The sequence below is a fragment of the Nocardioides limicola genome (assembly GCF_016827675.1).
Lineage (GTDB): Bacteria > Actinomycetota > Actinomycetes > Propionibacteriales > Nocardioidaceae > Nocardioides > Nocardioides limicola.
Genome location: NZ_JAERJA010000001.1, coordinates 136,948 through 151,768, shown reverse-complemented (window position 1 = coordinate 151,768; position 14,821 = coordinate 136,948). Strand labels below are relative to the sequence as shown.

The 14,821-nt window shown below is 71.4% G+C and carries 12 protein-coding genes; 6 read left to right on the top strand and 6 right to left on the bottom strand.

The genetic code is table 11. From position 1 onward, the window contains the following. Nucleotides 1-17: 17 nt before the first annotated feature. Nucleotides 18-761 carry a 4-hydroxy-tetrahydrodipicolinate reductase gene (dapB, locus tag JKG67_RS00730; RefSeq protein WP_203335896.1) on the bottom strand — a complete coding sequence of 248 codons (744 nt, stop codon included), beginning with the start codon at nucleotides 759-761 and terminating at the stop codon, nucleotides 18-20. Between the two features lie 103 nt (nucleotides 762-864). Between dapB and JKG67_RS00725 the strand changes: the two genes are divergently transcribed. Further along, nucleotides 865-1,380 carry a class I SAM-dependent methyltransferase gene (locus JKG67_RS00725; RefSeq protein WP_203335350.1) on the top strand — a complete coding sequence of 172 codons (516 nt, stop codon included), beginning with the start codon at nucleotides 865-867 and terminating at the stop codon, nucleotides 1,378-1,380. Between the two features lie 95 nt (nucleotides 1,381-1,475). Here JKG67_RS00725 and JKG67_RS00720 read toward each other — a convergent pair whose 3' ends face one another. From JKG67_RS00720 to rpsO, 3 genes are all read right to left on the bottom strand, one after another. Beyond that, a complete protein-coding gene (locus JKG67_RS00720) occupies nucleotides 1,476-2,732 on the bottom strand; it encodes a M16 family metallopeptidase (RefSeq protein WP_203335349.1) in 1,257 nt (418 codons plus the stop codon). Next, the gene (locus tag JKG67_RS00715; protein WP_203335348.1) at nucleotides 2,729-4,969 is read right to left on the bottom strand and encodes a polyribonucleotide nucleotidyltransferase; all 2,241 of its coding nucleotides are present in this window, start codon (nucleotides 4,967-4,969) and stop codon (nucleotides 2,729-2,731) included. The genes JKG67_RS00720 and JKG67_RS00715 overlap by 4 nt, the downstream gene beginning before the upstream one ends. A gap of 378 nt (nucleotides 4,970-5,347) precedes the next feature. Beyond that, nucleotides 5,348-5,623 carry a 30S ribosomal protein S15 gene (rpsO, locus tag JKG67_RS00710; RefSeq protein ID WP_203335347.1) on the bottom strand — a complete coding sequence of 92 codons (276 nt, stop codon included), beginning with the start codon at nucleotides 5,621-5,623 and terminating at the stop codon, nucleotides 5,348-5,350. A gap of 198 nt (nucleotides 5,624-5,821) precedes the next feature. Here rpsO and JKG67_RS00705 point away from each other — a divergent pair, with 198 nt between their 5' ends. Next, the gene (locus JKG67_RS00705) at nucleotides 5,822-7,954 is read left to right on the top strand and encodes a molybdopterin-dependent oxidoreductase (RefSeq protein ID WP_203335346.1); all 2,133 of its coding nucleotides are present in this window, start codon (nucleotides 5,822-5,824) and stop codon (nucleotides 7,952-7,954) included. Nucleotides 7,955-7,993: 39 nt separating this feature from the next. On the opposite strand, the gene JKG67_RS00700 is transcribed toward JKG67_RS00705, so the two are convergent. After that, complete coding sequence (locus JKG67_RS00700; RefSeq protein ID WP_203335345.1) at nucleotides 7,994-9,682, bottom strand: putative PEP-binding protein; 1,689 nt, start codon at nucleotides 9,680-9,682, stop codon at nucleotides 7,994-7,996. Between the two features lie 99 nt (nucleotides 9,683-9,781). On the opposite strand from JKG67_RS00700, the gene JKG67_RS00695 reads away from it, so the two are divergent. The 4 genes from JKG67_RS00695 to JKG67_RS00680 are packed head-to-tail and all read left to right on the top strand — an operon-like array spanning nucleotide 9,782 to nucleotide 13,836. Further along, nucleotides 9,782-10,549 carry a DeoR/GlpR family DNA-binding transcription regulator gene (locus tag JKG67_RS00695; RefSeq protein WP_203335344.1) on the top strand — a complete coding sequence of 256 codons (768 nt, stop codon included), beginning with the start codon at nucleotides 9,782-9,784 and terminating at the stop codon, nucleotides 10,547-10,549. Beyond that, entirely contained in the window at nucleotides 10,546-11,496 is a 951-nt protein-coding gene (locus tag JKG67_RS00690; RefSeq protein WP_203335343.1) for a 1-phosphofructokinase family hexose kinase, read from the top strand. Before JKG67_RS00695 ends, JKG67_RS00690 begins: the two co-directional genes overlap by 4 nt. A 5-nt stretch (nucleotides 11,497-11,501) precedes the next feature. Continuing rightward, nucleotides 11,502-13,544 carry a PTS fructose transporter subunit IIABC gene (locus JKG67_RS00685; protein WP_203335342.1) on the top strand — a complete coding sequence of 681 codons (2,043 nt, stop codon included), beginning with the start codon at nucleotides 11,502-11,504 and terminating at the stop codon, nucleotides 13,542-13,544. Between the two features lie 34 nt (nucleotides 13,545-13,578). After that, nucleotides 13,579-13,836: an HPr family phosphocarrier protein gene (locus JKG67_RS00680; RefSeq protein ID WP_203335341.1), complete on the top strand. Its 258-nt coding sequence runs from the start codon at nucleotides 13,579-13,581 to the stop codon at nucleotides 13,834-13,836. Nucleotides 13,837-13,880: 44 nt separating this feature from the next. On the opposite strand, the gene JKG67_RS00675 is transcribed toward JKG67_RS00680, so the two are convergent. Continuing rightward, on the bottom strand, nucleotides 13,881-14,819 hold the full coding sequence (locus JKG67_RS00675) for a bifunctional riboflavin kinase/FAD synthetase (protein ID WP_203335340.1): 939 nt from the start codon (nucleotides 14,817-14,819) through the stop codon (nucleotides 13,881-13,883). Nucleotides 14,820-14,821: the final 2 nt, after the last annotated feature.

Sequence of the window (14,821 nt, the reverse complement as noted above, 5' to 3'; positions counted from 1 at the left end):
TCGCATTCCCCGGCCGGTCAATCCAGGTCGAGGAAGTGCTCCAGTCCGACGGTGACGCCGGGATGGTCGGCGATCTTGCGCAGGCCGGTCAGGACGCCGGGCGTGAACGACGTACGGGCCAGCGAGTCGTGCCGGATGGTGAGGGTCTCCCCCAGCCCGCCCAGAATGACCTCCTGGTGAGCCACCAGACCCCGGATCCGCAGGCCATGCACGGGTACGCCGTCCACGTTCGCGCCGCGGGCACCCTCAAGCCCGGTCGAGGTGGCGTCCGGCATCGGTGCGGACCCGGCCTCCCGGCGAGCCGCAGCGATCAACTCGGCGGTCCGGCGCGCCGTGCCCGAGGGGGCGTCGGCCTTGTCCGGGTGGTGCAGCTCCACCACCTCGACGGACTCGAAGTAGGGTGCGGCCACCGCCGCGAAACGCATCATCAAGATGGCCCCGATGGAGAAGTTGGGAGCGATCAGCACCCCGGTCCCGGGGGCGTTGCCGGCCCAGGTCCGCAACTGCTCCAGCCTGGCGTCGTCGAACCCGGTGGTGCCGACGACCGCGTGGATGCCGTGGTCGAGACAGAACTCCAGGTTGTCCATCACCACGTCGGGGTGGGTGAAGTCGACGACCGCCTCGGCACCCGCCTCCACCAGCGCGGAGATCGAGTCGCCGGCGTCCACCTCGGCCACCAGTTCCATGTCCGCGGCCTCAGTGACCGCCGTACAGACCTCTCGACCGACCTTGCCGCGTGCGCCCAGCACGCCCACCTTCATCGCAGTCACGGGGCCAACCTATCGGTCGCCGCGACACGGTTGGTCACGACACCGGGCGGGGCGGTCGGTGACTCACTGCACCATAGGTGGCAGGCTGTCCCCCATGCGGGTGCAGCAGATTCCGGCGCGGATCCGGTGGGCGGTCGAGGTCATGGACATTCGACCCGACGACCACGTCCTGGAGATCGGTTGCGGAGCGGGATACGGAGTCGAGGCGATCTGTGAGCGCCTGGAGACCGGCAAGATGTTCGCCATCGACCGCTCCGAGTCCGGCGTGGACCGCACCAAGCGCCGCGCGCACAAGTACATCGAGGCCGGCAGGCTGACTGTCCGTCAGATCGATCTGGCCACCCTGCGGGTGCCGGTACGGCGACTGGACAAGGTCTTCGCCTTCAACGTCAACCTGTTCTGGGTGCGCGACTGCGCCGACGAGGTGACGCTGCTGCATGAGCGGCTGGTCGCCGGCGGGGCGATCTATCTCTTCTACGAAGTGACCCGCACGCAGTCAGCCCCCGAAGTGATCAAGAAGAGCTCGGCCGCCCTCCTCGATGCCGGGTTCCGGGTGAGCGTGGTGGAGAACAAGGCCCCCGCCGTGGTGGGGATCATCGGCAGGAAGTGACACCTCGGCCGACCAGATGTGACACCTCGGCTGACCAGATGTGACACCTCGGCTGACCAGATGTGACACCTCGGCCGACCAGATGTGACACCTCGTCAGGGGGTGGGGCCGACGACGGCGAGCACCTGGGGTTGGCTGAAGAGGCGGCGGGCCAGGGAGTGCACCTCGGCGAGACCGACGCCGTCGATCCGGTCCATCACCTCGTCGAGGTCCAGCAGCCGGTCGGCGACCAGTTCGGACTTCCCCAGCCGCACCATCCGCGACACGGTGTCCTCCAGGCCCAGCACCAGCGCACCCTGCAGCTGCGCCTTGCCGCGGGCCAGTTCCTCCACCGAGATGCCCGACTCGGCCACCCGGGCGAGTTCGGCACGGGTCACCTCCAGCACCTCGTCGTACCGGTCCGGCAGGCAGGCGCAGGCGACCCCGACCATCCCGGCATCGGCGTAGTGGCTGGCGAACGAGTGGATCGAGTAGGCCAGGCCCCGCTCCTCGCGGACCGCCTGGAAGAGCCGCGACGAGGTGCCGCCACCGAGCACGGTGTTGAGCAGCCCCAGGGCGAACCTGCCCTCGTCGTTGCGGGGTGGCCCGTTCACGCCGAGCACCAGGCTGACCTGCTCGAACGGTCGGGAGTCGACCTGGACACCGGGACGCACCCGGCGGAGACGGCCCGAAGGGGCCCTCCCCGGTGACGCCGCGGCACGGGCAGCGAAGCCGGCCCGGTCGAAGGCCCGCTCCACCTGCCGGACCACGTCGTCGTGATCGAGGTTCCCGGCCGCGGCCACCACGATGTTGTCGGGCCGGTAGTGGCGCCGATGGAACCGCACCACCTGCTCGCGGGTGATCGCCGCGATCGACTCGCGGGTGCCGGCGATCGGCCGGCCCAGCGGGGTGTTCCCCCAGGCCAGTCCGGCGGCCAGGTTCTGGACCACGTCGTCCGGATCGTCGTCGTACATGGCGATCTCGTCGAGGATCACCGCCCGCTCGGCCTCCACGTCCAGCGGCGCGATCAACGGGTCGGTGATCATGTCGCCGAGCACGTCGATCGCCGAGGGCAGGTCCCGATCCAGCACCCGGGTGTGGAAGCAGGTGTACTCCTTGGTGGTGAAGGCGTTCGCCTCACCACCGACCGCATCCAACTCGTGGGAGATGTCCAGGGCACTGCGATACCGAGTGCCCTTGAAGAGCAGGTGCTCCAGGAAGTGCGAGCACCCGTGCAGCGCCGGAGTCTCGTGTCGGGAGCCGACACCCACCCAGACCCCGATACTGGCCGATCGAACGCCGACGACCTGCTCGGTGACCACACGAAGGCCACCGAGCAGGTCGGTACGACGTAGCGAGGAGCCTGAGCTCACTCCTCGCCGGACTCCTCGGCCTCGGCCTCGGGAGCCTCGGCGGAGCCGCCCTCGTCCTCGACGACCGGGATCAGCGACAGCTTGCCGCGGTCGTCGATCTCAGCGATCTGGACCTGGACCTTCTGGCCCACGCTGACCACGTCCTCGACGTTCTCGACCCGCTTGCCGCCGGCCAGCGAACGGAGCTTGCTGATGTGCAGCAGGCCGTCCTTGCCGGGCATCAGCGAGACGAAGGCGCCGAAGTTGGTGGTCTTCACCACGGTGCCGAGGTAGCGCTCACCGATCTCCGGCATCGTCGGGTTGGCGATCGCGTTGACGGCCTGACGGGCCGCCTCGGCGGCCTCGCCGTTGGTGGCACCGATGTAGACGGTGCCGTCGTCCTCGATCGACAGCGTGGCGCCGGTGTCGTCCTGGATCTGGTTGATCACCTTGCCCTTCGGGCCGATGACCTCGCCGATCTTGTCCACGGGCACCTTGACGGTGATGATCCGCGGGGCGTAGATCGACATCTCCTCGGGCGCGTCGATGGCCTCGGCCATCACGTCGAGGATCGCCAACCGGGCGTCGCGCGCCTGGGTCAGCGCCGCGGCCAGCACCTCGGCGGGGATGCCGTCGAGCTTGGTGTCCAACTGCAGGGCGGTGACGAACTCGCGGGTGCCGGCGACCTTGAAGTCCATGTCGCCGAAGGCGTCCTCGGCTCCCAGGATGTCGGTCAGCGTCACGTACTCCGTCTTGCCCTCGACCTCATCGGAGATCAGGCCCATCGCGATGCCGGCCACCGGGGCGCGCAGCGGCACACCGGCCTGCAGCATCGCCAGGGTGGAGGCACACACCGAACCCATCGAGGTGGAGCCGTTGGACCCCATCGCCTCGGAGACCTGACGGATCGCGTAGGGGAACTCCTCGCGCGGCGGGAGCACCGGCAGCAGCGCCCGGCGAGCCAGGGCACCGTGGCCGACCTCGCGGCGCTTCGGCGAACCGACACGACCGGTCTCACCGGTGGAGTACGGCGGGAACACGTAGTCGTGCATGTAGCGCCGGGTGGTCTCCGGGGAGAGCGTGTCCAGCTTCTGCTCCAGGTTGAGCATGTTCAAGGTGGTGATGCCCAGGATCTGGGTCTCGCCACGCTCGAAGAGCGCCGAACCGTGCACCCGCGGAATCACACCGACCTCGGAGTGCAGGGTGCGGATGTCGGCCAGGCCGCGACCGTCGATGCGGACCTTGTCGCGCAGCACCCGCTCCCGGACGACCTTCTTGGTCAGCGTCCGGAAGGCGGCGCCGATCTCCTTCTCGCGACCCTCGAAGTTCGGGCCGACCTGCTCCAGGACGGCGGCCTTGACCTCGTCCAGGCGCGTCTCGCGCTCCTGCTTGCCGGCGATGGTCATCGCGGCAGCCAGCTGCTCGCGGCCGGCAGCCGTGACAGCCTCGAAGACGTCGTCCTCGAAGTCGAGGAAGATCGGGAAGTCCAGCACCGGCTTCGCCGCCTGCTTGGCCAGCTCGACCTGCGCCTCGCACAGCTGGCGGATGAACGGCTTGGCCGCCTCCAGCCCGCCGGCGACGACGTCCTCGCTGGGCGCCTGGGCGCCGGAGCGGACCAGTTCCCAGGTGCGCTCGGTGGCCTCGGCCTCGACCATCATGATGGCCACGTCACCGGTCTCGGTGACCCGACCGGCCACCACCATGTCGAAGACGGCGTCCTCGAGCTGGCTGTGGCTCGGGAAGGCGACCCACTGACCCTCGATCAGGGCGACGCGGGTGGCACCGACCGGGCCGGAGAACGGCAGGCCGGAGAGCTGGGTGGACGCCGACGCGGCGTTGATGGCCAACACGTCGTACGGGGTGTCGGGGTCGAGCGACAGCACGGTGATGACGACCTGGACCTCGTTGCGCAGGCCGGCCTTGAAGGTCGGGCGCAGCGGGCGGTCGGTCAGCCGGCAGGTGAGGATCGCGTCCTCGCCCGGGCGACCCTCGCGGCGGAAGAACGAGCCGGGGATCCGGCCCGCGGCGTACATCCGCTCCTCCACGTCGATGGTGAGCGGGAAGAAGTCGAGGTGTTCCTTGGGGTGCTTGCTCGCGGTGGTCGCCGAGAGAAGCATGGTGTCGTCGTCGAGGTAGGCGGTGATCGAGCCACCGGCCTGACGGGCCAGCAGCCCGCTCTCGAGCTTGATGGTGCGCGTGCCGAACTTGCCGTTGTCGATAACGGTCTCGACAGCAGTGATGACGGGGCCCTCAGTCAAGGGGAGTCCCTTTCTGCTCGCGGAGCGCTCCGCGGCGTCCGCCTACGCCGGCGGATCTTCGATGGTTGCCCGCCGGTGCCTCCGATTCTCGGAGGGGCCGGTCTTCGATCGAGGCCCGCGGATCCCACGCTCGTCTAGCGAGCTCATCCGCTCGCTGAACGAGCGGGTCTGCTCGCTGATCGAGCATGTCGAGATCCCGAAGGCCACTACCGAGGACCGGGCCGGACGTGCGGTCGCTCCTTGGGATGTGTTGATCATTCAGTTGTACTACGGGTCGAGCCTATCCCCTGTTGCCCGAAATGTGAGAAACGCGCCGCCGGGGCGACGCGTTCTGCACTTCAGCGCAACGACGCCGCGGGGGCGTCGGACCGGGTCGCGTCAGCGACGCAGACCGAGGCGCTCGATGATGGAGCGGTACCGCTCGATCTCGGACTTCTGCAGGTAGTTGAGCAGCCGACGGCGCTGGCCGACCAGCAGCAGCAGGCCGCGCCGGCTGTGGTGGTCGTGCTTGTGCATCTTGAGGTGCTCGGTGAGGTGGGCGATGCGGTGGCTGAGCAGCGCGATCTGCACCTCGGGGGAACCGGTGTCGCCCTCGGTCGTGGCGTACTCGGCGATGATCTTCTTCTTGGTCTCCGCGTCGGTTCCGATCGACATGGGCTCTCCTTCGGTTCTCGTTGCGCGGCGCGCCCGGGCCTGTTCACCGGGGCACTGTGGATCCGCGGCCGTTCTGACGGCGTGTCGCCCGCTCCGGGCAACCTGACAACTCTAACAGCGGCCCGAGCGACTCCAATAATCGTGCCGGGTTCGGCCACGGGGTACCCGCCGCCGACGGGGGCTGGCAGCATGGGGCCCATGACCGAAACCGCGACGACCCGGATCGGGGTCTGCAATCTGTGCGAAGCGATCTGCGGATTGGAGTTGACGGTCGAGGACGGCCGGGTGACCAAGGTCCGCGGCAACCCCGAGGATCCCCTGTCCCGAGGCCACATCTGCCCCAAGGGGGTGGCCATCGCCGATGTCTACGAGGATCCGGACCGGCTCCGGCAGCCGGTACGCCGGGTGGTCGCCGAGGACGGCGAGGTCTCCTGGCAGCAGATCGGCTGGGACGAGGCCTTCGACCTGGTCGCCGACGGGATGGCCGCCGCCCTCAACGATCACGGCCGGGACGCGCTGGCGGTCTACCTGGGCAACCCCAACGTGCACAGCCTCGGGTCGATGACCCACGGGCTGGGCCTGGTGAAGGCGCTGCCCACCCGGAACAAGTTCAGCGCCACGTCGGTGGACCAGTTGCCGCACCAGCTGGTGGCGCACCTGATGTACGGCCACCAGTTGCTGCTCCCGATCCCCGACCTGGACCGCACCGACCTCTTCCTCGTCTTCGGGGCCAATCCGATGGCCTCGAACGGCTCACTGATGACGGTGCCCGACTTCCCCACCCGGCTGCGTGAGCTCAAGGCCCGCGGCGGCCAGATGGTGGTCTTCGACCCGCGCCGCACCGAGACCGCCAAGCTGGCCCACGAGCACCACTTCATCCGGCCCGGCACCGACGTACACGTACTGCTGGCGATGGTGCAGGTGCTCTTCGCCGAAGGGTTGACCACGCCACCGGATCACGTCACCGGTCTGGACGAGGTCGCCCAGGCGGTCGCCGGCTTCACCCCCGAACGCGCCGCCGAGGTCTCCGGTGTCCCCGCCGAGACGATCCGTCGGGTCGCCCGCGACTTCGCCGCGGCGGAGTCGGCTGCGGCGTACGGACGGATCGGGGTCTCCACCACCCGGTGGGGTACGGCGGCGCAGTGGGCGGTCCAGCTGCTCAACCTGCTCACCGGCAACCTGGACCGGGCCGGCGGCACCATCACCACCACTCCGGCCATCGACCTGGTCGGCCGGCGGATCATCGGCCGCGGCCACTACGACCTGTGGCGCAGTCGGGTGCGGGGAGTGCCCGAGGCGGGTGGCGAACTGCCGGTGGCGGTGCTGCGCGAGGAGATCGAGACGCCCGGGCCGGGGCAGGTGCGGGCGCTGCTCACCCTGTCGGGCAACCCGGTGCTCTCCACCCCCGACGGCGGGGCCCTGGACGCAGCGCTGAGCGGGTTGGACTTCATGGCCGCCGTCGACATCTACATCAACGAGACCACCCGGCACGCCGACGTGATCCTGCCGCCGACCACCGCCTTGGAGCGCGACCACTACGACCTGGTGTTCCATGTGCTCGCGGTCCGCAACACCGCCCGGTTCACGCCCGCGGTCTTCGAGAAGTCCCGCGATCAGCGCCACGACTGGGAGATCTACCGGGAGCTGGCGTTGCGCACCACCCGCCGGCTCAACCGCAAGGCGACCTGGCGCCAGCGACTCACGTTCCGAGCCCGGATGTCGCTCAGCCCCACTTTCCTGGTCGGCCAGCTGCTGCGCTCGGGTCGGTCCGGGGTGACCATCAGCCAACTGCGGAAGCAGCCCTCCGGGGTCGATCTCGGCCCCCTGCAGCCCGGACAGCTGCCGGACCGATTGGTCACCAAGGACAAGACGGTGCACGCGGCGCCGCCGCTGCTGCTCGAGGAGGTGGCGCGGCTGGACGCCGAGCCGGCCCCGGACCCCGACGAGCTGCTGCTGATCGGCCGCCGGCACCTGCAGGACTGCAACTCGTGGCTGCACAACGCCGACCGGCTGGTGCGCGGCCGCGCCCGGCACCAGTTGCTGATGAACCCCACCGACCTGGCAACCCGCGGCTTGGTGGACGGCCAGGAGGTCAAGGTCGAGTCCCGGGTGGGCCAGGTGCTGGTGGAGGTCCAGGGCACCGAGGACGTGATGCCCGGGGTGGTGTGCCTGCCGCACGGCTACGGCCATCAGCGCGGCGGCACCCGGATGCATCGGGCCGCGCAACTGCCCGGGGTCTCCATCAACGACCTGACCGACGCCGACGTGCTCGACGTCTCCGGGAACGCAGCCCTGTCCGGGGTCCCGGTGAGGGTGGCCACAGCCGGCTGAGTTCGCTCAGCGGTCAGGTGGTTCAGTCGGCCGGGTGGTTCAGTCGGCCGGGCCGAGTACGCCGCGCACCGCTGCCCTGGCGGCCGCGGGGTCGCGGGCGCCGAGGGCCGCCTCAGCGGCCTCCTCGCACGCGGCCATCGTCACCGCACCCAATTGACTGCCCACGGCGCGGACCGCGGCCGCAGCCATCGACAGCGAGGTGATGCCCATCCCGGCCAGCGCGCAGGCGAGCAACGGGTCCGCGGCCGCCTCCCCGCAGACGCCCACCGGCTTGCCCGACCGGCGGCCCGCCTCGGCAGCGATGGCCACCAGTTGCAGCACCGCCGGCTGCCACGGGTCGGTGAGGTGGACCAGGTCGGCGGCCATCCGGTCGGCGGCCATCGTGTACTGGGTCAGGTCGTTGGTGCCGATCGAGCAGAAGTCGACCACCTCGAGCAGTTGATGGGCCAACAGCGCGGCGCTGGGGACCTCGATCATCACCCCGGCCTTGAGTCCACGAGCGCGCACCTGGGTGGCGAACACCTCCGCCTCGGCGATGGTGGCCACCATCGGCGCCATCACCCAGGTGTCGGTGCCGGTGCGGGCGGCCGCCGCCGCGATCGCGTCGAGCTGCCGCTCCAGCAGCCCCGGGTTGTCGTGCGCGAGTCGCAGACCCCGCACCCCCAGGGCCGGGTTCTCCTCCCCGGTCTTGGTGGCGAAGGCGATCGGCTTGTCCGAGCCCGCGTCCAGGGTCCGGACCACCACATGCCGGCCCTGCCCGAAGGCGCCCAGCACGCCGGCGTAGACATCGGTCTGCTCCTCGACGCTGGGCTCATCGGCACGACCCAGGAAGCACAGTTCGGTGCGGAAGAGACCGACTCCCTCGACCGGGTCCGTCGCCGCCGCCCCGGCGGAGTCGGCGTCGGCGACGTTGGCGAGCAGCTTCACCGGCGCCCCGTCGGCGGTGCGACCAGGGCCGAGCCAACCGGCCAGCGCCGCCCGCGCCTCGAGGTCGGCGGCGACCCGGCGATCGGCCTCGGCGGGGTCCGGCTCCACCCACAGGGCACCGACGGCACCGTCGACCAGCACCCGGGCTCCGTCGGTCAGATCCAGGACGCCGACCGCGCCGACCACGCACGGGATGCCGAGTTGGCGGGCGATGATCGCGGTGTGGCTGGTGGCGCCGCCGCGGGCGGTGACCAGCGCCAGCACCAGGGCGGCGTCCAGGCCGGCGGCGTCCGCGGGAGCCAGGTCGTCGGCGACCAGCACTGAGGGCACCGCCGGGGTGGGCACGCCGGGCTCGGGGGCGTCGGCGAGCCGGGCCAGCAGTCGGCGCTCGATGTCGCGCAGGTCGGTGGCCCGCTCGGCCATCAGCCCGCCCATCTGGGTGAACAGGGTGACGAAGTGGGCCACCGCGCCGGAGACGGCCTCGGGCAGTGGCTTGCCGGAGTTGATCCGGGACTCCATCGCCGAGCGCAGTCCCGGGTCACGGGCCAGGCCGGCGCTGGCAGTGAGCACCTCGGCGGCCGCACCGGCAGCGGTGGCGGCCCTGTCGGCGTACCCCTGGGAGACGGCGGCCGCGGCGGCGTCGTACGCCGTCAGGGCGTCGGCCGGGTCCAGTCCGGCGAGCGCCTCGAGCCGGCCGACGGCCTCGGGGTCGAGCTCGTCACGCACCTTCAGGACGGGGCCGTGGGCGAGTCCGGGGACCACGGGAGTGCCGCGGAACTCGACGGGTTCGGGAGTGACCATGCTCACAAGTTACCCCCTCTACCCCCTTGACAGTCAACACGTTCAGGCGTAAAACCATAGATATCAACATTCATTCCCACAGATTCACAACGAGGTGACATGTATCCCGAGGAGCGTCAGCAGGCCATTGCCCACCTCGCCGCCCAGCGCGGCCGGGTGTCCGTGGCCGACCTCGCGGCGCAGTTCGAGGTGACCACCGAGACCGTCCGCCGCGACCTGAACGCGCTGGAGCAGCTCGGCGTGGTCCGACGGGTGCACGGCGGCGTGGTGCCGGCCTCGGCGCTGAGCGCGGTCGAGACCCAGGTCGATGACCGCGACGTCGCCCACCCCGAGCAGAAGGACGCCATCGCCCGGGCCGCGCTGGCCATGCTGCCACCGGCCGGCGGCACCCTCCTCCTGGACGCGGGCACCACCACCGCACGGCTGGCCCGGCTGCTGCCCGTCGACCAGCCCCGGACCGTGATCACCCACGCGGTGCCGATCGCCGCGATCCTGACCACCAACCCGGCCATCGACCTGCACCTGCTGCCCGGCCGGGTCCGGACCACCACCCAGGCCGCCGTGGGCGTGGACACCGTGACCGCCCTCGGCGACCTGCGCGTGGACGTCGCGGTGATCGGCACCAACGGCCTCTCCCGCAGCCACGGGCTCTCCACCCCGGACCGCGACGAGGCCGCGGTGAAGCGGGCCCTGGTCGGGGCCGCTGACCGGGTGGTGGTCGTCGCGGACTCCTCCAAGCTCGACGTCGAAGCCACTGTCAGGTTCGCCGGCCTGGACCAGATCGACGTTCTGGTCACCGACGACGGCCTCACCGCCACCCAGCGCCAGTGGCTGACCGACGCCGAGATCTCGGTGGTGATCCGATGATCGTGACCCTGACCGCCAACCCCAGCATCGACGAGACCATCGCGCTGGCCGGGCCGCTCGCCCGCGGCGAGGTGCTCCGCTCCACCGACACCCACCGCGAGCCCGGCGGCAAGGGCGTCAACATCTCCCGGGCAGCAGTGGCTGCCGGGATCGCCACGGTAGCGGTGCTGCCGGTCGCCCCCGAGGACGCGTATGTGGCCGAGTTGGCCACCGCCGGGGTCCGCTGCCGCCCCGAGCGCCCATCCGGGCCGCTGCGCGTCAACGTCACCCTCACCGAACCGGACGGCACCACCACCAAGATCAACAGCCCCGGCAACCGGGTCACCGCCGCCGATCTGGAACGGCTCGCGATCGCGGTCACCGAGGAGGCTGCCGCGGCAGCCTGGGTGGTGCTGGCCGGCTCACTGCCCCCCGGCGCACCGGCCGAGTGGTACGCCGAACTGGTCTCCGCCTTGCGGGCCACCAGCGCCCGGGTGGCCGTCGACACCCACGGCGACGCACTGGTAGCCCTGGTGCACACCGGCGCCTCCCCCGCCCTGCTCAAGCCCAACCACGAGGAGCTCGCCCAGATCACCGGGGCCGACCCCGCCACCCTCAGCGACCCGGCCAGCGCCGCAGCCGCCGCCGCCGACCTCGTCGCGGCCGGGGTCGACGAGGTGCTGGTCACCCTCGGCGGCGCCGGTGCGGTGCTGGTCACCGGGGACGGCGCCTGGCACGCCGCCGCACCGCCGATCCGGGTGCAGAGCACCGTCGGTGCCGGCGACTCCAGCCTCTTCGGCCACCTCCTCGGCCACCTCCAGGGGCTCGACGCCCCCTCCCGCCTCGCCCTGGCCGTCAGCTACGGCTCCGCAGCGGCCGCCCTCCCCGGCACCGCCATCCCCCACCCCCACCAGGTCGACCCGAGCCTCGTCAGCCCGCGTCGACTGAACCCCCTGCAAGGAGCGTGACCGGAATGAACGACCTCATCACCCCCGACCTCGTCCGCCTCGACGTCGACCTCGGCGCGAGCAAGGAGGAGGTGATCACCTCGCTGGCCACGCTGATCGCAGGCGCCGGCCGCTCGGCCGACCCCGATCAGATCGCCGCCGACATGCTGGCCCGGGAGTCCACCGCGGCCACCGGTCAGCCCGGCGGCCTGGCGATCCCGCACTGCCGCAGCACCGGAGTCGACCGGCCCACGCTGGCGGTGGCCCGTCTCGCCACCGCCGTCGACTTCGGCGCCAAGGACGGTCCGGCCGACCTGATCTTCGCGATCGTCGCGCCGGCCACCGGCGATGCCGACCACCTGACCATCCTCGCCTCGCTGGCCCGGGCCCTGGTCCGGCCCGGCTTCACCGACGGCCTGCGCGCTGCCGGGTCGGGGGCCGAGGTGGTCGAGCTGATCTCGGCGGCGTTGTCGCCCGCTGCCGCCCCCGCTGCGGCTCCGGCTGCGGCTCCGGCCGCGTCCGCTCCGGCGCCGCGTCGACTGGTGGCCATCACCGCCTGCCCGACCGGGATCGCGCACACCTACATGGCCGCCGAGGCACTCGAGGCCGCCGCAGCCCGGGCCGGCGTCGAGATCACCGTGGAGACCCAGGGCTCTGCCGGTGCCAAGCACCTACCCGCCGCCACCGTGGCCGCCGCCGACGCAGTGATCTTCGCCGTCGACGTCGGCGTCCGGGACCGGCACCGCTTCGCCGGCAAGCCGCTGGTCAGCTCCGGCGTGAAGCGCCCGATCGACGACGCCGACGCGATGATCGCCGAGGCGCTGCGCTACGCCGACGACCCGAACGCACCGCGAGTCGAAGGCACCGCCGTCGACGCCGCGCACCCCCAGGGCAGCGCCGAGTCGTGGGGCGCCCGGGTCCGCCGGGTGCTGATGACCGGCGTCTCCTACATGATCCCGTTCGTCGCGGCCGGCGGCCTGCTGATCGCGCTCGGCTTCCTGCTCGGCGGCTACCAGATCGCGATCGGTTCCACCTTCGGTGGCGACGCGGTCAACACCGCCCACCACATCCTCACCAACTCGACGCTGCTGAACCTCCCGGACCCATCGGCGTACGTGATGGAAGACGTCGAACTCGTCCGCGGCCCGCTGCTCACCTACCTGGGTGCGCTGATGTTCGCACTCGGCGCCGCGGCCTTCGGGTTCCTGGTGCCGGCCCTGGCCGGCTACATCGCCTACGCGATCGCGGACCGTCCCGGCATCGCCCCCGGCTTCGTGATGGGGGCCGTCGCCGGCATCATCAACTCCGGCTTCCTCGGCGGCATCATCGGCGGCGTACTCGCCGGACTCGCCGCGCACTGGATCGCCAGTTGGAGCGTGCCGACCTGGGCGCGCGGCCTGATGCCGGTGCTGGTGATCCCGCTGGGCGCCACCCTGCTCTCCGGGTTCGCGATGCTGGTGGTGCTCGGCAAGCCGCTGTCCGCGCTGATGACCGCACTCAACAACGGTCTGAACGACATGAGTGGCCAGTACGCGATCCTGCTCGGCGCGGTGCTCGGCCTGATGATGGCCTTCGACATGGGCGGCCCGCTGAACAAGGTGGCCTACGGGTTCGCGACCGCCGGCCTCGGCGCCGCAGCCACGGCCACCGGCGCCGCACCCGAGCTGAAGATCATGGCCGCCGTGATGCTCGCCGGGATGGTGCCGCCGCTGGCGCTGGCCCTGGCCACCGTGGTCCGGCCCAAGCTGTTCAGCGCCCCCGAGCGCGAGAACGGCAAGGCGGCCTGGTTCATGGGCGCCTCCTTCATCACCGAGGGAGCGATCCCGTTCGCCGCCGCAGACCCGATCCGGGTGATCCCCTCGATCATGGTCGGCAGTGCCGTCACCGGCGGTCTCGCCCAGGCCCTCGACGTGACCCTCAGGGCGCCGCACGGCGGCATCTTCGTGCTGTTCGCGGTCGGCAACATCGCCGGCTTCCTGATCAGCCTGCTGGCCGGCGTACTCGTCTCCACCGCGCTGGTGGTCGCCCTGAAGAGCGTCGGCCCGGCCCCCGAGCCGGTTACCGTCTGACCCGCCCCTCCCCGACCGAGAACCAGGAGCACCCATGCCCACTCAGACCGTCGTCGTCGGCTCCGCCGTCGGCCTGCACGCCCGCCCCGCCGGCATCATCGCCGAGGCCGCCCAGGGGCTCGGCTCCACCGTCACCATCGGGCTGCCCGGCCAGCCACCGGTGGACGCCAGCTCGTCGCTGATGATCATGACCCTGGGCGCCGGCAACGGCGTCCAGGTCGAGGTCACCGGCGAGGACGAGGCAGCGGTGGCCGCCATCGCGGCCCTCGTTGAGCAGGACCTGGACGCCTGATCGCGTGCGCCTGATCAGGCACCGCCTTCTCGGGCGCGGGCTGCTCAGGCGCCGAGGATCTCCCGGGTGCGGCGCACGTCGTCGTGCATGGTCTCCACCAGCGCGTCCACCGAGTCGAACCGAAGCATCCCCCGCAGCCGGGCCGTGAAGCTGATCTCCACCCGTACGTCGTAGAGGTCCAGGTCGTCGCGGTCGAGGACATACGCCTCGACCCGGCGGCCACGGACCCCGTCGAAGGTGGGGTTGGTGCCCACCGAGATGGCTGCCGGGAACGACTCGCCGGTGTCGGCGCGCCGCAACCACCCGGCGTACACACCGTCGGCGGGGGTGGCCGTGTCGGCGGCGGTGGGCACGTTGGCGGTCGGGAAGCCGAGGTCGCGGCCGCGCTGGTCGCCGCGGACCACTGTCCCGGTCACCGAGTAGGCCCGGCCGAGCGCCTCGGCCGCCCCCTCCACGTCACCGGCCGCCAGGCAGGTGCGCACGTAGGTGGACGACCACACCTGCGGGCCGCCGTCCAGGGCGATCCCCTCGGCGGTGAAGCCGCGAGTGGCCCCCAGCTCCCGGAGCGCGAACACGTCGCCGGCGGCCTTGTGACCGAAGCGGAAGTTCGCGCCGACGACCACCGCCTGGGCGCCCAGCCCGGCGACCAGGACCCGGTCGCAGAACTCGGTGGGCGTCCAGTTCGCCACGTCCCGGTCGAACGGCACCACCAGCATCGCGCCGGCGCCGGCCGCGGCCAGCAACTCGGCCCGCTGATCGATCGGCGTCAACGTCATCGGCGCGTGCTCGGGGCGCAGCACCGCGATCGGGTGCGGATCGAAGGTGACCGCCACCAGCGTCAGCAGTCCGCAGGCGTCAGCGACCTCCCGGGCCCGCCGGACCACGTGCTGGTGGCCCAGATGGACGCCGTCGAAGTTGCCGATGGTGACCGCCGTACGGCCCAGACCGTCCGGCACCTCGGCCAGCGAACGCCAGATCTCCACGT